Source organism: Pseudaestuariivita sp., assembly GCF_052825805.1.
The window spans coordinates 18,621-40,959 of sequence record NZ_JBRBVB010000008.1; the positions used below are offsets into that span (position 1 = coordinate 18,621).

Annotated in this window: 24 protein-coding genes; 7 read left to right on the top strand and 17 right to left on the bottom strand. The window is 64.2% G+C overall.

The genetic code is table 11. The annotated features are described in order from the left end of the window. Positions 1-52: 52 nt before the first annotated feature. The 6 genes from ACU0B3_RS09855 to ffh are packed head-to-tail and all read right to left on the bottom strand — an operon-like array spanning position 53 to position 3,816. Entirely contained in the window at positions 53-349 is a 297-nt protein-coding gene (locus ACU0B3_RS09855) for a chorismate mutase (protein ID WP_446260682.1), read from the bottom strand. After that, positions 346-873 (bottom strand): GNAT family N-acetyltransferase, encoded by a 528-nt coding sequence (locus tag ACU0B3_RS09860; protein ID WP_446260683.1) that lies wholly within the window; start codon positions 871-873, stop codon positions 346-348. Before ACU0B3_RS09860 ends, ACU0B3_RS09855 begins: the two co-directional genes overlap by 4 nt. Then, positions 870-1,373: a GNAT family N-acetyltransferase gene (locus ACU0B3_RS09865; protein WP_446260684.1), complete on the bottom strand. Its 504-nt coding sequence runs from the start codon at positions 1,371-1,373 to the stop codon at positions 870-872. The genes ACU0B3_RS09860 and ACU0B3_RS09865 overlap by 4 nt, the downstream gene beginning before the upstream one ends. Continuing rightward, on the bottom strand, positions 1,366-1,791 hold the full coding sequence (locus tag ACU0B3_RS09870) for a DUF6691 family protein (protein WP_446260685.1): 426 nt from the start codon (positions 1,789-1,791) through the stop codon (positions 1,366-1,368). The genes ACU0B3_RS09865 and ACU0B3_RS09870 overlap by 8 nt, the downstream gene beginning before the upstream one ends. Continuing rightward, entirely contained in the window at positions 1,791-2,294 is a 504-nt protein-coding gene (locus ACU0B3_RS09875; protein ID WP_446260813.1) for a YeeE/YedE family protein, read from the bottom strand. The genes ACU0B3_RS09870 and ACU0B3_RS09875 overlap by 1 nt, the downstream gene beginning before the upstream one ends. 28 nt (positions 2,295-2,322) lie before the next feature. Further along, positions 2,323-3,816 (bottom strand): signal recognition particle protein, encoded by a 1,494-nt coding sequence (gene ffh, locus ACU0B3_RS09880; protein ID WP_446260686.1) that lies wholly within the window; start codon positions 3,814-3,816, stop codon positions 2,323-2,325. Between the two features lie 321 nt (positions 3,817-4,137). Here ffh and ACU0B3_RS09885 point away from each other — a divergent pair, with 321 nt between their 5' ends. The 3 genes from ACU0B3_RS09885 to ACU0B3_RS09895 all read left to right on the top strand — a co-directional run bounded on the left by ACU0B3_RS09885 (position 4,138) and on the right by ACU0B3_RS09895 (position 6,366). After that, entirely contained in the window at positions 4,138-4,344 is a 207-nt protein-coding gene (locus ACU0B3_RS09885) for a hypothetical protein (RefSeq protein WP_446260687.1), read from the top strand. Between the two features lie 241 nt (positions 4,345-4,585). Beyond that, on the top strand, positions 4,586-5,467 hold the full coding sequence (locus ACU0B3_RS09890; protein ID WP_446260688.1) for a LysR family transcriptional regulator: 882 nt from the start codon (positions 4,586-4,588) through the stop codon (positions 5,465-5,467). Next, the gene (locus ACU0B3_RS09895; protein ID WP_446260689.1) at positions 5,464-6,366 is read left to right on the top strand and encodes a DMT family transporter; all 903 of its coding nucleotides are present in this window, start codon (positions 5,464-5,466) and stop codon (positions 6,364-6,366) included. Before ACU0B3_RS09890 ends, ACU0B3_RS09895 begins: the two co-directional genes overlap by 4 nt. 165 nt (positions 6,367-6,531) lie before the next feature. Here ACU0B3_RS09895 and ACU0B3_RS09900 read toward each other — a convergent pair whose 3' ends face one another. Beyond that, on the bottom strand, positions 6,532-9,453 hold the full coding sequence (locus ACU0B3_RS09900; RefSeq protein WP_446260690.1) for an error-prone DNA polymerase: 2,922 nt from the start codon (positions 9,451-9,453) through the stop codon (positions 6,532-6,534). 237 nt (positions 9,454-9,690) lie between these two features. Between ACU0B3_RS09900 and ACU0B3_RS09905 the strand changes: the two genes are divergently transcribed. Then, positions 9,691-11,049, top strand: coding sequence for an MATE family efflux transporter (locus ACU0B3_RS09905; protein ID WP_446260691.1), 1,359 nt, complete (start codon positions 9,691-9,693; stop codon positions 11,047-11,049). Between the two features lie 3 nt (positions 11,050-11,052). On the opposite strand, the gene ACU0B3_RS09910 is transcribed toward ACU0B3_RS09905, so the two are convergent. Next, positions 11,053-11,832: a transglutaminase-like domain-containing protein gene (locus ACU0B3_RS09910; RefSeq protein WP_446260692.1), complete on the bottom strand. Its 780-nt coding sequence runs from the start codon at positions 11,830-11,832 to the stop codon at positions 11,053-11,055. 205 nt (positions 11,833-12,037) lie between these two features. Here ACU0B3_RS09910 and ACU0B3_RS09915 point away from each other — a divergent pair, with 205 nt between their 5' ends. Beyond that, positions 12,038-12,373 carry a DUF6525 family protein gene (locus ACU0B3_RS09915; RefSeq protein ID WP_446260693.1) on the top strand — a complete coding sequence of 112 codons (336 nt, stop codon included), beginning with the start codon at positions 12,038-12,040 and terminating at the stop codon, positions 12,371-12,373. Between the two features lie 22 nt (positions 12,374-12,395). On the opposite strand, the gene ACU0B3_RS09920 is transcribed toward ACU0B3_RS09915, so the two are convergent. The 8 genes from ACU0B3_RS09920 to ACU0B3_RS09955 all read right to left on the bottom strand — a co-directional run bounded on the left by ACU0B3_RS09920 (position 12,396) and on the right by ACU0B3_RS09955 (position 19,880). Then, positions 12,396-13,376, bottom strand: coding sequence for an ABC transporter substrate-binding protein (locus ACU0B3_RS09920; RefSeq protein ID WP_446260694.1), 981 nt, complete (start codon positions 13,374-13,376; stop codon positions 12,396-12,398). Between the two features lie 26 nt (positions 13,377-13,402). Then, complete coding sequence (locus ACU0B3_RS09925; RefSeq protein ID WP_446260695.1) at positions 13,403-14,227, bottom strand: ABC transporter permease; 825 nt, start codon at positions 14,225-14,227, stop codon at positions 13,403-13,405. Further along, on the bottom strand, positions 14,224-15,090 hold the full coding sequence (locus tag ACU0B3_RS09930; RefSeq protein WP_446260814.1) for an ABC transporter permease: 867 nt from the start codon (positions 15,088-15,090) through the stop codon (positions 14,224-14,226). The genes ACU0B3_RS09925 and ACU0B3_RS09930 overlap by 4 nt, the downstream gene beginning before the upstream one ends. A gap of 88 nt (positions 15,091-15,178) precedes the next feature. Then, positions 15,179-15,646: a GNAT family N-acetyltransferase gene (locus ACU0B3_RS09935; protein WP_446260696.1), complete on the bottom strand. Its 468-nt coding sequence runs from the start codon at positions 15,644-15,646 to the stop codon at positions 15,179-15,181. Further along, positions 15,639-16,412: an ABC transporter ATP-binding protein gene (locus ACU0B3_RS09940; RefSeq protein ID WP_446260697.1), complete on the bottom strand. Its 774-nt coding sequence runs from the start codon at positions 16,410-16,412 to the stop codon at positions 15,639-15,641. Before ACU0B3_RS09940 ends, ACU0B3_RS09935 begins: the two co-directional genes overlap by 8 nt. Continuing rightward, positions 16,412-16,813, bottom strand: a complete 402-nt coding sequence (locus ACU0B3_RS09945; protein WP_446260698.1) for a hypothetical protein — start codon at positions 16,811-16,813, stop codon at positions 16,412-16,414. Before ACU0B3_RS09945 ends, ACU0B3_RS09940 begins: the two co-directional genes overlap by 1 nt. Positions 16,814-16,861: 48 nt before the next feature. Continuing rightward, a complete protein-coding gene (gene hydA / locus ACU0B3_RS09950; protein WP_446260699.1) occupies positions 16,862-18,319 on the bottom strand; it encodes a dihydropyrimidinase in 1,458 nt (485 codons plus the stop codon). 310 nt (positions 18,320-18,629) lie between these two features. Then, positions 18,630-19,880 (bottom strand): Zn-dependent hydrolase, encoded by a 1,251-nt coding sequence (locus tag ACU0B3_RS09955; RefSeq protein WP_446260700.1) that lies wholly within the window; start codon positions 19,878-19,880, stop codon positions 18,630-18,632. 174 nt (positions 19,881-20,054) lie between these two features. Between ACU0B3_RS09955 and ACU0B3_RS09960 the strand changes: the two genes are divergently transcribed. Beyond that, positions 20,055-20,663, top strand: coding sequence for a TetR family transcriptional regulator C-terminal domain-containing protein (locus ACU0B3_RS09960; RefSeq protein ID WP_446260701.1), 609 nt, complete (start codon positions 20,055-20,057; stop codon positions 20,661-20,663). A gap of 34 nt (positions 20,664-20,697) precedes the next feature. After that, complete coding sequence (locus ACU0B3_RS09965) at positions 20,698-20,937, top strand: hypothetical protein (RefSeq protein ID WP_446260702.1); 240 nt, start codon at positions 20,698-20,700, stop codon at positions 20,935-20,937. A gap of 60 nt (positions 20,938-20,997) precedes the next feature. Here ACU0B3_RS09965 and preA read toward each other — a convergent pair whose 3' ends face one another. Next, a complete protein-coding gene (gene preA, locus ACU0B3_RS09970) occupies positions 20,998-22,299 on the bottom strand; it encodes an NAD-dependent dihydropyrimidine dehydrogenase subunit PreA (protein WP_446260703.1) in 1,302 nt (433 codons plus the stop codon). Positions 22,300-22,339 lie beyond the last annotated feature (40 nt).

Below are 22,339 nucleotides of genomic sequence, written 5' to 3' on the forward strand. Positions count from 1 at the left end.
CTCCTGATGTCTGGCTTGCGTAAGGTGGGCAGGTGCCCACCCTACAGGTCTGTTAAGATTGATGTTTCTGGTGATGCTGAATGACTTCAGCGATGATGAAGTTCAGGAACTTCTTGGCAAATTCGGGGTCGAGGTCGGCCTCCTTTGCCAAATCTTCGAGCCGCGCGATCTGGTTCGCTTCACGCGCCGGATCGCTGGGTGGAAGGTCGTGTGACGCCTTGAGCTTGCCCACCGCCTGGGTGTGCTTGAACCGCTCGCCCAGGGTGTAGACGAGGATCGCATCGAGCCGGTCGATGGAGGCGCGGTGCTCCTTGAGCACCTCCGCGGCGCGCTGGGTCGTGTCGGTCATGTCAGCTCCTCGGGGGCGGGGTGGCGCCAGATGTGCAATGTGCCGTATTCGGGGTGTTCGAACGCGTCTTCTTCGACACAGCCCATGCGGCGCGCAAGCGCGACCGAGCGGGTGTTGGCCGGATCGACGCAGGAGATAAGGCGGGTCCAGCCAAGCGTCTCGTAGGCGTAGGCGCGGGCCGCGGTGGCGGCCTCGAACGCGATGCCCTTGCCCTCGGCGGCTTCGAAGACGGACCAGGCGAGTTCGGGTTCGGGCCAGTCGGCGGGATAGTAGAGGCCGGAGACGCCGAGCGGCGCGTCCGTATCCTTGTCCGCGATCATCCAGCGTCCGTAGTCGCGCAGCACCCAGTGACCGATCAGGTTTGCCAGCTGGCTCCAGGCGGTGTGCGCCGGGTAGGGTCCGCCGACGGTCTTGGACCGCTCGGAGGCGCGGAAGGCGGCGTAGGCGTCGAGGTCGCTCGCCTTTGGCGCACGCAGGCGCAGGCGGTCTGTCGTGACCTCGGGGACGGTGAAGGTAACGGTCATGCGGCTGTCCTCACCGGGTGGCGGTAGACGAGGCAGGGCAGGTCCGGTTTCGGCTGGGGCGCATACGGATCGACCGTCGCGCCGAGGCGTTCGGCGAGGGCGATCGAGCGCGTGTTGCGCGCGTCGATATAGCTGACCGCGGTGGACCATCCGAGGGTGCCGTAGGCGTGGTCGAGGGCGGCATTTGCAGCCTCGAACGTAAGCCCTTTGCCCTCGGCGTGGGCAAAGGCCATCCAGCCGATTTCCGTTTCTGGCCAGTCGTTTGGATACCACGGGCCGACAAGGCCGAGGGCGTCGTCCGTCCCTTTGCGGCAAAAGGCCCACATGCCGTAGCCCCTGAGATCCCAGTGCCCGACCTCGGCGGCGAAATGGCGCCAGGCCATGCCCGGCGTGTGCGGGCCGCCGACGTATTGCGCGCGGTCCGAGGTGAAGAACGCCACGGCGGCGTCGATGTCCTGCGGGCCGGGTTTGCGGAGCGTGAGGTTCTGGGTCTCAAGCATGGCGCACCCGCTCGGCAAACAGCCTTGGCTTGGCCATCATGCCAAGCACCATCGCGGCGAAAAACAAAAAGGCCGGCCAGCCGCCGAACCCCAGAACCGCCATCGCTGGGCCAGGACACAACCCCACCAGCGCCCAGCCGGTGCCAAAAAGAAGCGACCCGCCCATCAACCTGCGGTCAATCACCGGGTCTGCCGGCCCCGGAAGGGGTGATCCGAGCACCGCTCTGGTCCGTCGGCGCGCGACCGCCCAGGCGACCAGCATCGGCACGATCGCCCCGCCAAGCACGAATGCCAACGTAGGATCCCATTCCCCGGACAGATCCAGCCATCCTTGCACCTTGGTCGTGTTGGTCATGCCTGAAACCGTCAGGCCCGCGCCAAATAATCCACCACAGAAAAGTGCCACCACGCTGCGCATCAGATCACCCCAAGCCCGTGACGTGCCAAGGCCATGACCGCAAAACCGGCCCCGAGATAGCACAGCGTGGCCACGATCCCGCGCCACGACAGCCGGGAGATCCCGCAGACGCCATGGCCGGACGTGCAACCGTTGGCGAGCCGCGTGCCTATCCCCACGCAAAGCCCGGCAAGGATCAAAAGCACTGGATTGGTTGCGACGTGCGTCGGCGCGACTCCTATGGTGGCGGCCATAACCGCAGGCACCACGATCAGACCGGCGACAAAGGCCAGGCGAACACGCGCATCGTGCCGCGCGCTGCCGTCGATCAAACCGCCCAGCAAGCCGGACGCACCCATAATGCGACCGTTCAGCAGCAAAAATAGCGCAGCGGCGCTGCCGATCACCAGCCCGCCAAGCAGACCGAAAATCCACTCCGTCTGGATCATGCGGGCAATCCTCGCAGAAGACCGGCGCGCAGGTGCGCGCGGTGGGAGCCTCCGGCGGAGGTATTTGGGAACCAGAGAAGGACTGAGCGCGGCATGTCTGGCGTCACTTCTTCTTGCCGAAGCCGGAGAGGCCGGGGGGCAGGCCCATGCCGCCGCCGAGGCCGGGCATACCGGCGCCCATTTGCTTGGCCGCCTGTTCGAGCGCCTTGGGGTCCATGCCGTCCATGCCTGGGGGCATGGCGCCGCCTTTGCCCATCATGCCGCGCATGGCTTGTTTGAGCATGCCGCCTTTGCCCATCTTGCCCATCTTCTTCATCATGTCGGACATTTGCCGGTGCATTTTCAGGAGCTTGTTGAGGTCGCTCACCTCCATGCCGGCGCCGCGAGCGATGCGTTTCTTGCGGGATGCCTGGAGGATTTGCGGCGCGGCGCGCTCTTTCTTGGTCATCGACTGGATGAGGGCGATCTGCTGGCGGATGATGCGGTCGTCGAAGCCGGCTTCCTCGACCTGTTTGGCCATCTTGCCCATGCCGGGCATCATGGACATCATCCCCTCCATCCCGCCCATCTTGAGCATCTGCTCGAGCTGGGAGCGCAGGTCGTTCATGTTGAACTGACCCTTCTGGAAGCGGCGCATCATCTTTTCGGCCTGCTCGGCCTCGATGGTTTCCTGCGCCTTTTCGACGAGGGCGACGATGTCACCCATGCCGAGGATGCGGCCTGCGATGCGTTCGGGCTCGAAGGTTTCGAGCGCGTCCATCTTTTCGCCGGCGCCGACGAACTTGATCGGTTTGCCGGTGACAGCGCGCATCGAGAGGGCGGCACCGCCGCGGCCGTCGCCGTCCATCCGGGTGAGAACGACGCCGGAGATGCCGATCTTCCCGTCGAATTCCTCGGCGACCTCAACGGCGACCTGGCCCGTCAGGCCGTCAACGACAAGAAGTGTCTCGCGCGGCTGGACCGCGTCGCGGACGTCTTCGACCTCCTGCATGAGGGTCTGGTCGATCTGCAGACGGCCGGCGGTGTCGAGGAGGACCACGTCGTAGCCGCCGAGGCTTGCCTGGGTCTTGGCGCGCTTGGCGATTTGGACGGCCGACTCGCCTCTGACGATCGGCAGCGTGTCGACGCCGATCTGCATGCCGAGCACCGCGAGCTGGTCCATCGCCGCCGGACGGTAGATGTCGAGGGACGCCATCAGGACGCGTTTTCCCTCTTTCTCCGTCAAGCGCTTGGCCAGTTTGCCGGTGGTCGTCGTCTTGCCCGAGCCCTGCAGACCGACCATGAGGATCGGCGCGGGCGGGTTGTCGATCTTGAGCGCGCCAGGCTCACCGTCACCGGCGAGCACATGTTGCAACTCATCGTGCACAATTTTTACGACCTGTTGCCCTGGGGTCACCGATTTGGTCACCGCCTGGCCGGTTGCCTTGGCCTGGACGGCCTTGACGAAGTCGCGTGCAACCGGCAGCGACACGTCCGCCTCAAGCAGGGCGACGCGCACTTCGCGCAGGGCCGTCTTGACGTCATCCTCGCTCAGCGCGCCTTGCTTGGTCAGGCGATCGAAGACGCCGGAGAGGCGGTCGGACAGGTTCTCAAACATGGCGCGGGCGCCTTTTTCGTTGTTTCACATGGCCCTATATGGGCAGCCGGGGTCCAAACGACAAACGCACCAGTGGGCGCAACGCGCTGACTGGTGGCGATCCCGAATGGGCCGGGACCGGACGGATGCACCGACCGGGGATTGACGTGGCTGCTACCAAGGCGCGCCCTATGTGTCAATTGGCGGGGGCGCTTAGGGCAAGTGCCTTGGGAATAGGCGATAAATCGCGCAATGCAGCCGCAGAAAAAGTGAGAAAACGCATCGCACAGTGAAATACCCTGTGCTAGATACTGATTCTGTAGAGCGTGAAGGAGTTTTAACGTGAAACGCACTTTGACTGCAGCTGCGCTGATCGCAGCAGTTGGCGCAAGCTCCGCTTTCGCCGGCGGCAAAAACGAAGTCATCATCGAAGCGGATCCGTTCGTGCCTGCAGTGGTTGCTGCAGAATCGTCGATCTCGCCCGCAGTTCTCGCACTTGGCGCGATCCTCGTGGTCGCCGGCATTGCGGCTGCTTCCGGCACCGATTGATTTCGAATACACTCACTTTTGAGTTGAGTTTTGACGGGCGGCTGGGATGACCTGGCCGCCCGTCCTCGTTTCTGGGTGCCGCTTTTGAGAGGCTGGCCTCCATTCTCCCGTCAGATTTATTTCGTGCCGCGGTGCCGTTGGCCATGATGTCGCCACGGTTTCGTGTCTTGCGACGTAGTGCGCGAGCGCGGTAAGTCTGTGGCATGTGTGCAGATGTGCACAGCGCTGAGAGGACATGCCAATGGACAGCTGGGATGAGATCCGCACGGCCTACCACGTCGCGCGCATGGGCACGGTGTCTGGCGCGGCAGACGCGTTGGGGGTGCACCACGCCACGGTGATCCGCCACATCGACGCGCTCGAGCAGCGGCTCGGAGCCAAGCTCTTTCAGCGGCACGCGCGGGGCTACACCTCGACCGAGGCCGGAGACGATCTGCTGCGCGTGGCACAGGCGACGGACGATCAGCTGAGCCAGCTGGTCAACCGGATCAAGGGACGCGGCGCGGACGTGGCCGGCGAGCTGGTCGTCACCTCGGTTGAGAGCATGGCGCCGCAGCTGGTGCCGGTGCTGGGCGCGTTTCAGGACGCGCACCCGGACGTGACGCTCAAGTACCTGACGGGCTCGCGCCTCTTTCGGCTGGAATACGGTGAAGCGCATGTGGCGATCCGTGCCGGCAACCCGCCGGATCAGCCGGACAACGTGGTCCAGCCGTTCTTTCAGATCGCCTTTTCGCTCTATGCGACGCGGGCCTATGCGGACAAGCACGGGCTGCCCAAGAGTTATGCGGACCTCAAGGAGCACGTGTTCGTCTCCTTTGACGATCCAGGCTTTCGTGCGCCCTTTTCGCGGTGGCTGAGGGCGCATGTGCCGGACGAGCGGATCACCTTTACCAGCGGCGACATGCGTGTTCTCGAGGCAGCGGTCGAGTCGGGGATCGGGATCGGGTTCTTCCCGATGTATGCCGCGTCGCGCCAGCCTGAGCTGATCCAGGTGCTCGAGCCGGAGGACAGCTGGACGGTGCCGACCTGGCTGGTGACTCACGTGGATTTGCACCGCACGGCCAAGGTGCAGGCGCTGCTCACGCATCTCAAGGCGCAGGCGCGCAACTGGAAGGACGCATGAGCGAGGCGCATCGCGGGCATCTGGCGATGCTCGCGTTCTCGCTGCTGATCGCCGGGTCGTTCTCACTGGGGCGGATCGTGGCGTATGACATCGCGCCGATTGCGCTTAACGCGTCGCGCTTTGCGATTGCAGCGGTGGTGGTGGCGAGCTTGGGAGTGCTGACCGGCACGATGACGCGGGCGGACTTTGTCGCGCCCTGGCGGTTCGTGCTCTTGGGCGGGCTCTTTTCGAGCTACTTCGTGCTGATGTTCGAGGCGCTGAAATATGCCGAGCCGGTGAACACGGCGGTTGTCTTTACCCTGACACCGGTGATGGCGGCGGGGTTTGGCTGGCTGCTGCTGCGCCAGCGCACGACGCCGCTGATGGCGCTCGCTCTGGCGATCGGCGCAGCGGGTGCGATCTGGGTGGTCTTTCGCGGAGACCTAGGCGCGCTGATGCGGTTCGACATCGGGCGCGGTGAGTTGATCTTTTTCGTCGGAGCGGTGGCGCATGCGCTCTACATCCCGCTGGCGCGAATGCTGAACCGGGGTGCGTCGCCGTTTGGGTACACGCTGGGCGTGCTCTTGGCGGGGACGGCTGTGCAGGCGGTGCTGGGGGCGGAGGCCATCCTCGAGACCGACTGGCTGGCTTTGCCGCGCGTGGTCTGGGTGACGATCCTCTACACCTCGATCTTTGCGAGCGCCTCGACGTTTGTGCTGATCTACTACGCAACGCTGCGCCTGCCCGCGGCCAAGGTGATGGCCTACACGTATTTGACGCCGTCCTGGGTTTTGCTCTGGGAAATTGGCCTCGGCAATCCCGTCCCGCCGGTGGTTGTGCTGGGAGGTGTCGCGCTGACCGCGCTGTCGCTGGTGGTGCTGCTGCTGGCTCCAGATGGAGATATGCGACGGACTACTTAGAGTAGGAACAATTGACTTGTTTCCAAGAAGAACGAAAGTTCACGCGCCGTCCCGCGGGGTGGCGCATCGCGCCGCCCGTTTTGCCGGAGGCAAACCTTCGGTTTGACGGGGGCGGGTCGGCGCGGCCTGACGTGAACGTCAGGCGGGCGTTTTGATCTGAGCGAGTCATAATGAGGTCAATGACTCCTCCACCCTAGACGCCCCCGGCGTCACAATATGCCTGAGCAGCGCCATCGGATGCGCCCGCAAAGTCATGCGCATCGCCACAAAATCCTCCACCACCTGCTCCCCCAACGTCATCTCCGGGAGCAAGGCAGCGGGCTCATGGATCATCTCCCCACCGAGGTCACCTGAAAAGAGCGGCAAAGGCGCGTCAGACATCAAGGCTTTCGCCGCCCAAAGAGCCTCCCGCCGGTTGAGGCCAATGTCGGCAAACACATCCGCCTCCGCCAACCGGGTCAACACCGCCGGACCCACACCCGCACGGCGCCAGACATCCTCGACCTCGAGATACCCGTTGCCCCGCGCGGCAGTGATCCAGGCGATGTCCTCCTCCTTGAGCCCCTTGATCTGCCGAAACCCCAGCCGCAGGGCGAGACCGCCGCGGCCGTCCGGCTCCATCACGTTGTCCCAGTAGCTGTCATTGATGCTGATGGGGCGCACCTCCACCCCGTGCTCGCGCGCATCCCGCACGATCTGCGCCGGGGCGTAAAATCCCATCGGCTGCGAGTTGAGCAGCGCGCAGGCAAAGATGCCCGGGTGGTGACACTTGATCCACGCACTCGCGTAGACCAGCAGCGCAAAGGAGGCGGCGTGGCTCTCGGGAAACCCATACGAGCCGAACCCCTCGATCTGGCCAAAGCAGCGCGCAGCAAAGTCCTCGTCGTACCCGTTCTTCTTCATCCCCCGCATAAAGAGCGTGCGGAATTCCCCGACATGGCCGTGCTTCTTGAACGTCGCGAGCGCGCGCCTCAGCCGGTCCGCCTGCTCCGGCGTGAACCCCGCCCCGACGATGGCGATCTGCATCGCCTGCTCCTGAAAGAGCGGCACGCCCAGCGTCTTGCCCAGAACCTGGCCCAGCGCGTCCGAGGGAAACGACACCTCCTCCTCCCCGTTCCGACGCCGAATGTAGGGATGCACCATGTCCCCCTGGATCGGACCCGGCCGGATGATCGCCACCTCGATCACCAGATCGTAGAAATTGCGCGGCTTCATCCGGGGCAGGAAGTTCATCTGCGCCCGGCTCTCGATCTGGAAAACGCCGATCGTGTCCGCCTTGCACATCATGTCGTAGACCACCGGGTCCTCGGGTGGCAGCGTCGCCAACGTCCAGTCCTTCTGATGATGCATCTGCAAAAGATCGAACGCCTTGCGGATGCAGGTGAGCATGCCCAGCGCGAGCACGTCGACCTTGAGAATGCCGAGACTGTCGATGTCGTCCTTGTCCCAGCAGATGACCGTGCGGTCCTCCATCGTGGCGTTCTCGATCGGGACCAGCTCGTCGAGCCGCCCCTCGGTCATGATGAACCCGCCCACGTGTTGCGACAGGTGCCGGGGAAAGCCGTTGATCTCGAAGACCAACTCCAACGTCTGGCGCAGACGGCGGTCGGCGGGGTCGAGCCCGATCTCCCGCATGCGTGCGTCCTCAAGGCCGTTGGTGGAGAAGAACCCCCAAAGCTGCGACGACAGCGCCGAGATGGTGTCCTGCGTCAGCCCCATCGCCGCGCCCACCTCGCGGATCGCCCGCTTCCCCCGGTAGTGGATCACCGTCGCACAAAGCCCCGCGCGCTCCCGCCCGTAGCGCTGGTAGATGTGCTGGATCACCTCCTCGCGCCGCTCATGCTCGAAATCGACGTCGATGTCGGGCGGCTCGTCCCGCGCCTCGGAGACAAACCGCTCGAACACCATCGTCCCGATCTCCGGCGACACGGAGGTCACGCCAAGGCAGTAGCACACGACCGAGTTCGCCGCCGATCCGCGTCCCTGGCAGAGGATGTTCCGCGACCGGGCAAAATGCACCACGTCGCGCACGGTGAGGAAGTAAGGCTCGTACTTGAGCTTGGCGATCAGCGTCAGCTCGTGCTCGAGCAGCTTCTTCACCTTCTCCGGCGCACCGCCCGGGTAGCGCCAGTCGAGGCCCTTATGCGCCAGCCGCCGCAGCCGCGCCTCCGGCGTCTCGCCTTCACTCACCTCCGAAGGGTATTCGTACCGCAGACTGTCGAGCGAAAAGTCCAGCCGCGCCGCCAATTCCCCCGCCCGGTCCACCGCCCCGGCATGGGGTCCCAGCATCCGCCGCAGCTCCGCCTCCGACCGCAGGCGCTGCTCGGCATTGGCAAGCGCCGCCGCACCCAGGTCATCGACCCGGGTGCCCGTGCGGATCGCCGTCAGCACATCCGCCATGCGACGCCGCCTCCCGTGGTGCATCAAGGGCCGGGCGGAGGCGAGCGTGGGCACACCCATCCGCTCCGCAAGCGCCGCCAGCCGATCAAACCGCGCCACGTCCTGCCCGTCATAGACCGGCGCCAGCATCAGGTGCACATTGCCCGCACAAGCACGCACCACCCGCTCCGCCTGCCCGGCCCACGCCTTGCGCCCCGGCCCCGCCTCCGGCGGAGGGTGCAGGACCAGATGCAGCCCGCCCGCGAACTCCATCAGATCCGTCAGCCGTAGATGGCAGGAGCCCTTCTCCGCCCTCAGCCGTCCCCGCGAAAGGAGCCGGCACAAATGCGCCCACCCCTGCCGATCCACCGGCAGGACCGTCATCTCCGGCCCGTCCTCGAACGTCAGCCGCGCTGCCGGGATCAGCCGCGGCACATTTCCCACCGGCGCCCTTGGCGGCTCCGGCACATGCGCCGGCTTCGGCGGCCCGATCAGCCCGTGCTCGGCATCGAACGCCTGCCGCTCCCGCACAAGCCGCCCGATCTCCCGCGCCCGCGTATGCGCCCGCACGATCCCGGCGACCGAGTTCTCATCGGCAATCGCAATCGCAGAAAGCCCGATCAGCGCCGCACGGTCCATGTACTCCTCCGGGTGCGAGGCCCCGGTGAGAAAGGAAAAGTTCGACGTGATCGACAACTCGGCAAACATGGAGACTCAGTATGTTCTATCTTTGTTCTCTTTTGGAGTCCCATTCTGCCGCACCCACAAAGCGCCAAGTCCCAGCTTCTTCTGGCTAAAAATATCCCGGGGGAGGCGACACAAATCTTCGCAAGAAGATTTTGTGTCGGCGGGGGCAGAGCCCCAATCAACCCTCAAACAACAGCGCAGGTGACGCAGACCCAAGAACCGGCTAACGCTATAGCATAGGACATCCGAAAGCTCCCCATGCGCGACCACGACCTGACGACTGGCCCGATCCCGGGCCACTTCCGCACCCTTGCGATCCCGGCGGCGATGGGGATGCTCTTCTCGACGCTCTATAATGTGGTCGACGTCTACTTTGCCGGGCAACTCTCGACCGAGGCGCAGGCGGGGCTCGCGATCGGGTTCCAGGCGTTCTTCATCATGATGGCTGTTGGCTTTGGCACAGGTGCCGCCATGAGCGCGCTCGTCGGCAACGCCCGCGGCAAGAAAGACGACCGCCTCGCACGCTGCATCGCCCTCCAGGGCATCTCGTTCGGGATTACCGCCACGTTGCTGCTGATCATCATCGGCTTCTTCGCAGGCCCGCAGCTCATCGCGCTGGTGTCCGAGCCGGGCGGCTACCGCGACGCGGCAAACGGCTACTACCTTTGGCTGCTCGCCGCCCTTCCAGGCTTCCTGATCGCCTACGCGGCCAACGGCATCCTTCAGGCCCACGGCGACAGCGTCACGCTGCAGCGCGCGCTGATGGTCGCCTTCGTCGCCAACATCGGTCTTAACCCACTCTTTATCTACGGCATTCCCGGTGTCGTCCCCGGCCTCGGGTTCAACGGAATCGCGCTCGCGACCGTGGTCTCGCAGACCGGGGTGATGCTCTACGTCCTGCGCAACGTCATGGCCCTCAGGATCATGGAGCGCGCGCGCTGGTCCGAGCTGATCCCCAGCCCTGGCGCCTTTAGAGACATCGGGATGCAGATGCTCCCGACCGCCTCGGCGCTGATCGTCATGTTCATCTCAGGCTTCGTCGTGCAATTCGCCCTCAAAGGGTTCGGAGAACACGCCATCGCCGCCTACGGCATCGCTCTGAGGATCGAGCAGATCCTGCTCCTCCCCGTGCTTGGCATGACCGGCGCGCTCCTGCCCATCGCGGCACAGAACTTTGGCGCAGACGATCATGCCCGCGTGCGCGAGGCGCTCTGGTTCTGCTGGAAGCTCGGCCTTGTGATGACCGTCGGCGCGGCTCCGATCCTGTGGTTCGGGGGTGGTCTCGCCATGTCGATCTTTACCGACGACCCGGACGTGATCGCGGTCGGCGTCAGCTACCTGCGCGTCGACAGCTTCCTCTTCATCCTCTACATGATGCTCTTCGCCATCAACTCCTTCCTGCAGGCGCTCAAGCGCCCGGTCTGGACGCTCTGGATCTCGATCTACCGACAGGGGTTCGGCGTCGCCTTCTTCGTCTGGCTGCTCGTCGGAGTTGCGGGCATGGACGTCTGGGGCGTCTGGCTCGGCATCGGGATCGCCGTCAGCACCGGCTGGGTGCTTGCATTGATCATCGCGGCACGCGTGGCGCAGCGCGAGATCGGCGGCCTCAGGGCCTGACCCTCAGGTGCGCTCGGTGACCGACACGGTCTGCGTCACGAGGTCCATCCGCCCGAAGCTCGTCAGGAATGCCGCGTTCGACGCATCGGTGCCGACACCGATCACCGCCATTTCGCTCGCCCGCGCCATGCCGGTCGCGTCCACGAGGCGCCAGGCCCCGTCAAGGAACACCTCCGCAACCGCGTGGAAATCAGGCGGCGTCACGCCCGGCGCATAGACGCTGGCCAGCCGCGCAGGCACGGTCGAGGCCCGTGCGAGGGTCACAAGCACATGGGCGTAGTCGCGGCACACGCCCTGCCGCTGCACGAAGGTGTCGAGCGCTGTCGTCTGGGCGTTGCTCGAGCCCGGCACGTAGCTGAAGGCCCGCGCGATCCAGTCGCGCATCGCAGCGATCCGCGCACCGCCCTCAAGCTCACCGAACTCGGCCGCGACAAAGGACTGGAACTCGTCCGACGGGCAATAGCGCGACGGCATCAGGTAGCGCACTGCATCCCCCGGCAGGAGATGCGGCGGGGTCTGCGGCAACGCCTGCAGGTCGGCATCGGGGCGGTCGATCTCCACCTCCGCGTGGTAGGTCACCTGAAAAGCGTGCTCCGCCCGCATCCAGACCCGTGACCCGATCCCTTCGTCCGCCGGCACACGTGCCATGTGCGCGAGCTCAGAGGTTTCGAACACAACGCCTGACAGGGTCTGCGATGGCACATCCGCCACCTCGATCTGCAAAAGCAGGTCAGTTGGCGTCGGCAGGGCGTAGTCAAGGGTCACGTCGATCACGAGGGTCATGGGGCAGAACCAGTTCAGAGAAGCGGGGCAATGGATCGCGTGAATTGCATCACGTGCACTCGTGAACAAGGCCGCAAAGGCACAAAGGTTCCACAACGCCCCCACAGGTCTTTGCCCTCTGACTGCGCTCTGCTGCACATCATCCGGTCTTCACCTCATTTTTGATATGTTATAACATCGGTACAGCCTGCCAGCGGATCACGCGATGCCCCTCTCGACCAACACCGGCACCACCAGCCTCAAGACGTCGCCCCGCCGCGGCGACAAGATGCGCAGCTTTGACGGCCTCCCGCCGGACTTGCGCCGCTGGGTCGCCTCCGCCGCGCTCCCCTGGCGCGCGGCCAGCGTCAAGGCCGCCTACGGCAAGGCCCTGCGACAGACCGGATGCCCGACCGCCGCGCTCCGCGCGCTCGACGCCCTGCAAGACCGACTGATCGCCAAGGACGCGGCCGCAGTCTGGGGCGCGAACCACCCGCACGCGAACATAAAGGCGCACACGAAAAAGCCGCCCCGGCATCCCGGAGCGACTTCGCAGCCTTGATCGTCAGATCAGACGAAAGACCCTAGTTCAGCGCCATATCCGTGACCATGTGCGTCCACGCACCCTCGGGGCGCGCGGTGATCACCGGGTCCGACCCGCCAGCCAGCAGCGAATCCACGGTGCGTTCGAAATCCGCCTCGACCAGCGCGCCGTTCGAGCCCGCCGTCAGCTTGGCAATCTCGCCCATCATGCGGATCTGATGCTCCTCGGTCTGTGCACCGGTCTCATCGTACTCCAACACGATCATCGCCGCGTCGCTCGGGTTCTCTTCGGCCCACTTCCACCCCTTCATCGAGGCGCGCACGAACCGGGCCATCTTGTCGACAAAAGCCGGGTCTTCGAGGTTGTCCTCGAGCACGTAGATCCCGTCCTCCAGGGTCGCAACGCCCTGCTCCTCATAGCGGAAGGTCACCAGCTCGTCCGGGCTCACACCCGCATCAATGACCTGCCAGTACTCGTTGTAGGTCATCGTCGAGATGCAGTCCGCCTGACGCTGGAGCAGCGGATCGACGTTGAACCCCTGCTTGAGCACGGTCACACCGTCCTCGCCCCCATCGGTGGAGATCCCCTCCTGGCTCATCCAACTGAGAAACGGGTACTCGTTGCCGAAGAACCAGACGCCGATCGTGCGGCCCTTAAAGTCCTGCGGACCGGTGATGCCCGTGTCCTTCCAGCAAGTCAGCATCAGGCCCGAGCTCTTGAACGGCTGGGCGATGTTGACCACCGGCAGACCCTTTTCGCGCGCCGCCAACGCCGACGGCATCCAGTTGAGCATCGCGTCCGCAGCGCCGCCCGCCAGCACTTGCGGCGGGGCGATGTCCGGGCCACCCGGCAGGATCGTCACGTCGAGGTCTTCCTCACCGTAATACCCGTTCTCGAGCGCCACGTAGTACCCAGCGAACTGCGCCTGCGTCACCCACTGCAACTGCAACGTCACCTCGTCCGCGGCCTGCGCCGCCGTGGCCGCCATCGCAAACGCAGCCCCTGTCAGAATGTGTTTCATCTTCTCTCTCTCCTGTTGTTGTCTCTTCAGCGTTGCGAAGGGTGCCAGAACGTCACCCGCCGTTCGATCAAAACCATCGCGCCGTACAATATCGAGCCCGCCAAAGCTGCGACGGCTATCTCGGCCCAGACCATATCGATGTTCAAGCGCCCCACCTCGGTGGAGATGCGGAATCCCATCCCTCGCGTCGGGGAGCCGAAATATTCAGCAACAATCGCCCCGATCAGCGCAAGCGTCGTCCCGATCTTGAGCCCGTTGAAGATAAACGGCATCGCCGCCGGCAAACGCAGCTTGAGCAGCGTCTCACCGTACGACGCCCCGTAGGTCCGCATCAGATCGCGCTGCATCGCGGTCGTGTCCTTGAGCCCGGCCACCGTGTTCACCAGCATCGGGAAGAATACCATGACCACGACGACAGCCGCCTTGGACTGCCAGTCGAACCCGAACCAGCCCACGAGGATCGGCGCGATCCCCACGATCGGCAGCGCTGCAACAAAGTTCCCGATCGGCAAGAGCCCCCGCTGCAGGAATGGCGAGCGGTCCATCGCAATCGCCACCACAAACGCCGCCACCGTGCCAATGGCAAACCCGGTAAAGGCCCCCTTGACCACCGTCTGCGTAAAGTCGAGCCACAGCGTCTCCGTCTCCGCCGCAAAGGTCGCCCCCACCTGGGACGGCGCCGGCAGGATGATCGGGGAAATGCCAAAGCCGCGCACGACACCTTCCCAAAGGACAAGCACCGCGACGCCAAAGAGCACCGGCACCAGCCATCCCAGCCGCGCCGCCCGCGCCAAACGCACATTCAGCGCCCAGAGCGCAATCCAGATCGCAACGGCCACCAGAACGATCATCGCGCCGCCCCCATGCGTCGCAGCGTCAGCTTCTCGATGACCCCAAAGAGGATCACGAGCCCGCCCGCCAGGATCGCCGCCGCAAAAAGCGCGCTCCAGATCATGATCGGATTGCCGAACTGGTCACCGATGAGGATACGCGCCCCAAGCCCCCGGATCGCCCCCGTCGGCAACTCACCGACAATGGTCCCCACCAGGGCCGCCGCAATCCCGATCTTGAGCGAGGCAAAGAGATACGGCACCGACGCCGGCAGGCGCAGCTTCCAGAACACGTCGCCGCCAGTCGCCCCATACGTCCGCATCAGGTCAAGCTGATCTCGCGACGGCGCCCTCAGTCCCTTCACCATGCCCACCAGGACCGGAAAGAAACACAAATACGCCGAGATAATCGCCTTCGGTACACCCCGCCCCTCGATCCCGGCAGAGGAACTCAGCACGATGATCATCGGCGCCAGCGCCACAATCGGGATCGTCTGCGAGATCACCGCCCACGGCATCACGCTAAGCTCCATCACGCGGGAATAGACGATACCCACCGCCAAAGCGATCCCGACAAACGTGCCCAGCGCAAACCCCCACAGCGTCGACTGCAACGTGATCCAGCCATGGAACACGAGGCTGCGCTTCGAGGTCACCCGCTTCTCGACCGTGCTGTCCCAAAGCTCGGCAAAGACCTGATGCGGCGCCGGCAAACGTGGCCGCTTCTGCGCCATCGTGTCAGCCACGACCTCGCCAAAGCTCAGCACCTCGCCCTGCCGCTCCGCCTGCGCCAGCGCCCAGCCGGAATTCATCCAGACCGCCGCCGCGTACCAGATCACCACCAGCGCCAGCAGAACGGTCACGACAGCGCCCACCGACCTCAGCAAAGCACCACCCCCGGCTTCTTCTGGCTAAAAATATCCCCGCCGGAGGCCCTCCCGCGAGGCCGCCCGGCAGGGCGGACGAGCGCCCCTACCGCGACCATTCAAGCCTCACTTCCCGCACCACCTCAGGCAGCTCGGGATCATGCCGCGACACCTCCACGAACCCCTCGCGCGCATAAAACTTCTGCGCCCGAAGGTTCGGCTCATGCGTCGTCAGCCAAAGCCAATCCCGCCCGTTCTTCACAGCTTCCATCAGCGCCTTGCCCGCGCCCTCACCCGTCCGCGCCGAATACAAAGCAACCAGCTGCGCCGTCTCTGGATTGAACGACGCATAGGCAAAGATCGGATCCCCAAGGACCCAGAACTCGCGCTTATCGAAGCCATCCCGGAAGAACCCCTCGATGGTCGCAGCATCATACACCCGCGGCATCCACTCCGTCGCGTCGATCCAGCCGTTCACAACCGCCGCACAGGCCGCCATGTCCTCCCGCTCCCCGCGCCGTGGAATGAGCCCGCCCCGGACCTGATCCGGGGCCACTGGTACAGCCTCACTCATCGACCGTCCCCGCGCGCAGACCCTCGCGCACACGTCGGGCGATCTCGATGAATTCGGGCGTCTCCCGCACGTCGAGGCCCCTATCCGGAGGAAACGGGCTCTCGATCACATCCGTGATCCGCCCCGGGCGCGGCGACATCACCACGATCTTGGTCGAAAGGAACACCGCCTCGTCGATCGAATGCGTGACAAAGGCAATTGTCTTCTCCGTCCGCCGCCACAGCGCCAAAAGCTGTTCGTTGAGGTGATCCCGCACAATCTCGTCAAGCGCCCCGAACGGCTCGTCCATCAGAAGGATGTCCGCATCAAACGCCAGAGCCCGCGCGATGGAGGCCCTTTGCTGCATGCCCCCCGAAAGCTGCCAGGGAAACTTCTTCTCGAACCCGGCGAGTTCCACAAGCTCGAGCACGCGCTGGGTCCGCTCCTGCTGCTCGGCCTTGGAAAAGCCCATGATCTCCAGCGGCAACGCGATGTTCTTCCCAATCGTCCGCCACGGATAGAGCCCCGCCGCCTGAAAGACATAGCCATAGGCCCGCGCCTTCCGCGCCTCGTCCGCGGTCATCCCATTGACGCTGAGCGTGCCCCCGGTCGGCTCCTCGAGCGCTGCGATGCACCTCAGAAACGTCGTCTTCCCACAGCCCGACGGCCCGATGAAGGAAACAAACTCCCCCTTCCCAATCTCCAGATCGACGTCCTTGAGTGCATGCACCGGCCCGTCATTGGTCTGGAAGGTGAGGGAGAGGTCAGAGGCGGAGATAACTGCCATCAGTGTCTCACTCCGATAGAGGCATTCCCCGTGCTCGCTCTTGTTTCAGGAAACCAGGCTTTGCCAACCTCGCCAGACATGCGCGCCGCCTTTAGAAAGAGGTTTGCCGTGCCCATGGCAAAGAAAATCATCTGCGTCTGCCATTGCGTGTTGCTCTGGTTTCCGATTTCCCGAAGGAAAACGCTTTGGGCGACCTCGAAGAAGACCTTCGACCAAAATTGCAGCGCTTCACAGTTTTCGAAATCCTCCTCAATTGTAAGCCCGCGCCCTGGCCAAAAGAACCCATCGTCGCGCAGATCCATCATGCGGCGGAACTCTAGAATGTCTTGTTCCGACGCTGTGAAACGCGGCCCGATCTTCAAAGCGAAATCAAGTAGATTGGCGAAGTGCCGGTTGCTCATCTGAACGTGGTCCTCGCGAAAATAGACAGGGCTGGCCACGATCTGAACTTAAACCCCCGTCGCCGGGATACCAGTCCGTTGTACCGGCTGCGGCGCGGTGAGCTCTTTCCACGACGACAAAGCCTTGTTTACCGGCGTATCCGGTTCCCGCTTCACGAACTTCCCGTGCCCTTCCCGCGTGCGGATCTCGCCGTCGTGGACCGCAACGTGGCCGCGGGTGAGGGTGAAGCGGGGCAGGCCGGTGACCTCCTTGCCTTCGAACACGTTGTAATCGATGGCCGATTGCTGCGAGGACGCGGTGATCGTCTTGGATTTCTCCGGGTCCCAGACCACCAGGTCCGCATCGGCGCCCACCAGAACCGCGCCCTTCTTGGGGTAGCAGTTGAGGATCTTGGCGATGTTGGTGGAGGTCACGGCCACGAACTCGTTCGGGGTCAGGCGCCCCGTACGCACGCCATGCGTCCAGAGCATCGGCATCCGATCCTCGAGCCCGCCTGTCCCGTTGGGGATCTTGGAGAAATCCCCCACCCCGTACCGCTTTTGCTCCGTTGTAAAGGCGCAGTGATCCGTCGCCACCACCGACAGAGAGCCCGACTGCAGACCCGCCCAAAGGCTGTCCTGGTGCTGCTTGTTGCGGAAGGGGGGCGACATCACGCGGCGCGCGGCATGGTCCCAGTCGGCGTGGAAATACTCGCTCTCATCCAGCGTCAGGTGCTGGATCAAGGGCTCACCCCAAACGCGCTTCCCTTGCATCTTGGCCCGGCGGATCGCCTCGTGCGCCTCCTCGCAGGAGGTGTGCACGACATAAAGCGGCACACCCGCCATGTCGGCGATCATGATCGCGCGGTTGGTCGCCTCGCCTTCAACCTGGGAGGGACGGGAGTAGGCATGCCCTTCGGGACCGTTGTTGCCTTCGGCGAGCAACTTGGCCGTCATCTCGGCCACCACATCGCCGTTCTCGGCATGCACCATGGCAATCGCGCCAAGCTCGGACAGGCGGTTGAACGAGGCAAAGAGCTCGTCGTCGTTCACCATCAGCGCGCCCTTGTAGGCGAGGAAGTGCTTGAACGTGTTGATCCCGCGATCCTTGACCACGGTCTCCATGTCGTTGAAGACCTGCTCCCCCCACCAGGTCACCGCCATGTGGAAGGAGTAGTCGCAATTCGCCCGCGTCGACTTGTTGTCCCAACGCTTGATCGCGTCGAGCAGGCTCTCACCCTGGTTCGGCAGGCAAAAATCCACGACCATCGTCGTCCCGCCTGCAAGCCCCGCCCGCGTGCCGCTTTCGAAGTCATCGGAGGAATAGGTCCCCATAAACGGCATCTCAAGATGCACATGCGGGTCGATCCCACCGGGCATGACATAGCAGCCCGTGGCATCCAGCTCGGTGTCGCCCTTGAGCCCCTGCCCGATCTCGATGATCACCCCGTCCTCGACAAGCACGTCCGCCTTGTAGGTCAGGTCCGCCGTGCACACGGTGCCGTTCTTGATGACTTTGGTGGTCATTCCTCAAACTCCAATTGTGTCCGCGGCGCAGACTTTAGCTGTTGATCGAGATTGGCGCGGTATTGCACGCATCCTCGCATGAATTGAGGCCAATCCGGCACCTCGTGCGCGACACTTGGCGTATCGGGCAAAAGCGCCCACATGTCTGGCCAATGCCAGCACAGATCGTGCCCGCTTGCATCGCGGTGCGCGCGAATGGCGCGACGCAACTTGCGCGCCTCCGCCTCGAGTGTTTCCCTGTCGAGCCGGGCCAGATCTGCGTCTACGTCCTCGTCCGTGGCCGCGAGGGACCGAGGGTGCGCGGGCTCACTCACCCCTCGACCCCCGCCGTTTCGACAACTGCGTGCATCAGAACGTCGGTGCCAGCGGTCGCCCATTCCTTGGAGATCTCTTCGGCCTCGTTGTGTGACAGGCCGTCGACGCAGGGGCACATGACCATGGCGGTGGGGTACATGTCGTTGATCCAGCAGGCGTCGTGGCCGGCGCCGGAGACGATGTCCATGTGCGAATACCCCAGCCGTTCGGCGGCCTCGCGGATGGCGCTGACGCAGCCTTCGTCAAAGGCGGGCGGGTCGAACTGGCCGACGATCTCGCAGGCAAACTCGACGCCGATCTCTTCGCAGAGCTTGGGTGCGCGTTCGTTGAACTCGTCGACCATGGCGTTGAGCTTATCGAGGAGGTGCGTGCGCATATCCACGGTGAAGACGACCTTGCCGGGAATGATGTTCCGGGAGTTGGGGTAGACGTCGATATGGCCGATGGCGCCGACGGCGTTCGGCTGGTTCTTCATCGCGATCTCGTGGACCAGCTCGGTGATGAGCGCGAGCCCGCGCCCGGCATTTTTGCGCATGTGCATGGGGGTGGAGCCGGTGTGGCTTTCCTTCCCGGTCACGGTGCATTCGATCCAACGCAGGCCTTGACCATGGGTGACAACCCCGATGTCTTTGCTCTCGGCCTCGAGGATCGGGCCCTGCTCGATGTGCAGCTCGAAGAAGGCGTGCATCTTGCGATCGCCCACCTTTTCGGGGCCTTTCCAACCGATCCGCTCCAGCTCGTCGCCAAATCGTTTGCCCTGCGCATCGACGCGGTCGTTGGCCCAGTCGAGGTCATGCTTGCCCGCAAAGACGCCCGAGGCGAGCATGGCGGGGGCGAAACGCGTCCCCTCCTCATTGGTCCAATTGGTGACCACGATGGGATGCTTGGTCTTAATCCCCAGATCGTTGAGCGTGCGGATGATCTCCAGCCCTCCGAGCACTCCGAGAACTCCATCGTACTTCCCACCCGTCGGCTGCGTGTCGAGGTGGGAGCCCACGTAGACCGGAAGCGCCTCCGGGTCCGTCCCCTCACGGCGGGCGAACATGTTGCCGATCTCGTCGACCCCCATGGTCATGCCCGCGTCCTCGCACCAATTCTGGAACAGGTGCCGGCCTTCGCTGTCCTCGTCCGTCAGCGTCTGGCGATTGTTCCCACCCGCGATACCCGGGCCGATCTTGGCCATTTCCATGAGACTGTCCCAGAGGCGGTCGCCGTTGACCTTCAGGTTCTCGCCGGGCGCTGCCATGACGTGGCTCCTTTTGCTGCGTCGGGTTGGTGCGTCTGTCATCGCCGACAGATTTTTGACCGTTTGGTAAACGATTGCGCGTGCCGGTTTATCTGTCAAGAATAGACCCACCGGCGCAGCCTGCGCCGAAAGCCAGGATTCGGGCAACCGCCCAAAAGAAAGGCACGCCCGTCAGTGTCCGAGATTGCCAAGAAACCAAGCCGCATCCAGGTCAAGAACCGGCGCAAGATCCTCGACGCGGCGCTCGAGGTCTTCTCGGCACACGGGTTTCGCGGCGCCACGCTTGACCAGATCGCCGAAGCGGCGGGACTGTCGAAGCCGAATATCCTTTATTATTTCAATGGGAAGGACGAGATCCACCGCACCTTGCTGAACGGTCTGTTGGACATCTGGCTCGCCCCGCTCAAGGAGATGGACCCGGACGGCGACCCGCTCGAGGCGCTGATGGGCTACATCCACCGCAAGCTCGAGATGAGCTGGGAGATGCCGCGCGAAAGCCGTCTTTTTGCGGGTGAAGTGCTGCAAGGCGCGCCGCGGATGCAGGCCGATCTGGAGGCCGGGCTCAAGCCGCTCTTTGACGACAAATGCGCGCTGATCCAGGCGTGGATCGACGCCGGCGCTTTAGCCCGAGTCGACCCGGCGCATCTCTTGATGTCGATCTGGTCGGTCACCCAGCACTACGCCGATTTCGACGCGCAGGTACGCGTGCTGGCGGGCGATGCCCCGCAGGCCGCCGCACGCGCACATGTGGACCGCATGTTCCGCGCGCTGCTCACGCCTTAACGCGAACTTCACCCCCTCTCCGCATCATGTTCGCATGAACATGCTGCAGCAGAATTTGAAGCGCCCGATCAATGGTGGGTTCACCCGGCAACTCTTTGGCGCCAAGGCCGCGCAGACGGGCGGGATCGTGCGCCGGTCAAAAAGGGCGGTGGAGCGGGAGATTGGCCTCGACCATCTCCTGCGTGAGGTCGAACGGCGCGGGTTCCACCTCGTGGAGTGTGGCGACCAGTACATCGTCATCTGCAATCCCGGCGAGATCCGCATTCTCTGCTAGGCCGCACAAAGCCCTTCCGAACTTTGTGCACCCCACATTTTACGCAGCAAAATGTGGGGCCTACTCCGCCGCCTGCGCGCCCGGGTTGTTGGGATGCGTGGTCCAGTTGGCGTAGTCAGGCTCCACCACCCGGCCCGTGCGCGGATCGGTCTCGCCCGGCGTCATCGCCTCCATCGTGATGCAGTCCTCGACCGGGCAGACGTTCACGCAGAGGTTGCACGCCACGCATTCGTCGTCCTTGACGGTGAACACCCGGTCGGCTGACATCGCAATCGCCTGGTGCGACGTGTCCTCGCAGGCCGCATAGCAGCGCCCGCACGAGATGCAGAGGTCCTGGTTGATCCGCGCCTTCGCGACATAATTGAGGTTGAGGTGCTGCCAGTCCGAGCAATTCGGCACCGCCCGTCCCACGATCTCGTCGACCGACGCAAAACCCTTTTCATCCATGTAGTCCGACAGGCCGGAGATCATCTCCTGCACGATCTTGAACCCGTAGGTCATCGCCGCCGTGCAGACCTGCACGTTGCCCGCGCCGAGCGCGAGGAACTCCGCTGCATCGCGCCAGGTCGTAACCCCGCCGATCCCGCTGATCGGCAAGCCCTGCAACTCTGGATCACGCGCAATCTCGGCCACCATGTTGAGCGCGATCGGCTTGACCGCGGGCCCGCAATAGCCGCCATGCGCGCCCTTGCCGTCGATGGTCGGCTCCGGCGCAAAGAGGTCGAGGTTGACCGACGTGATCGAGTTGATGGTGTTGATCAGCGACACCGCGTCCGCCCCGCCCGCATGCGCAGCAGCGGCCGGCTTGCGGATGTCCGTGATGTTGGGCGTGAGCTTGACGATGACCGGCATGCGCGTGTTGGCCTTGGCCCAGCGCGTGACCATCTCGATGTACTCCGGCACTTGGCCAACGGCGCTGCCCATGCCGCGTTCGCTCATCCCATGAGGACAGCCAAAGTTCAGCTCGACCCCGTCCGCGCCCGTGTCCTCGACCTTTTCGAGGATGAACTTCCAAGGGTCCTCCTCACAAGGCACCATGAGCGAGACAATCATGGCACGATCCGGGTAGTCCCGCTTGACCGCCTTGATCTCCTGGAGGTTCACCTCCAAAGGGCGATCCGTGATCAGCTCGATATTGTTCAGCCCCAAAAGCCGCCGATCCGCGCCCCAGATCGCGCCATAGCGCGGCCCGTTTACGTTCACGATATGCGGGTCGAGCCCCAGCGTCTTCCACACCACACCGCCCCAACCGGCCTCAAAGGCACGGCGGACGTTGTACTCCTTGTCTGTGGGCGGCGCGGAGGCGAGCCAAAAAGGGTTCGGGCTCTTGATGCCCAGAAAGTCGCTTGTCAGATCAGCCATCGCGCACGTCCTTCATCTTCCCAAATAAACTCCCCCCGGA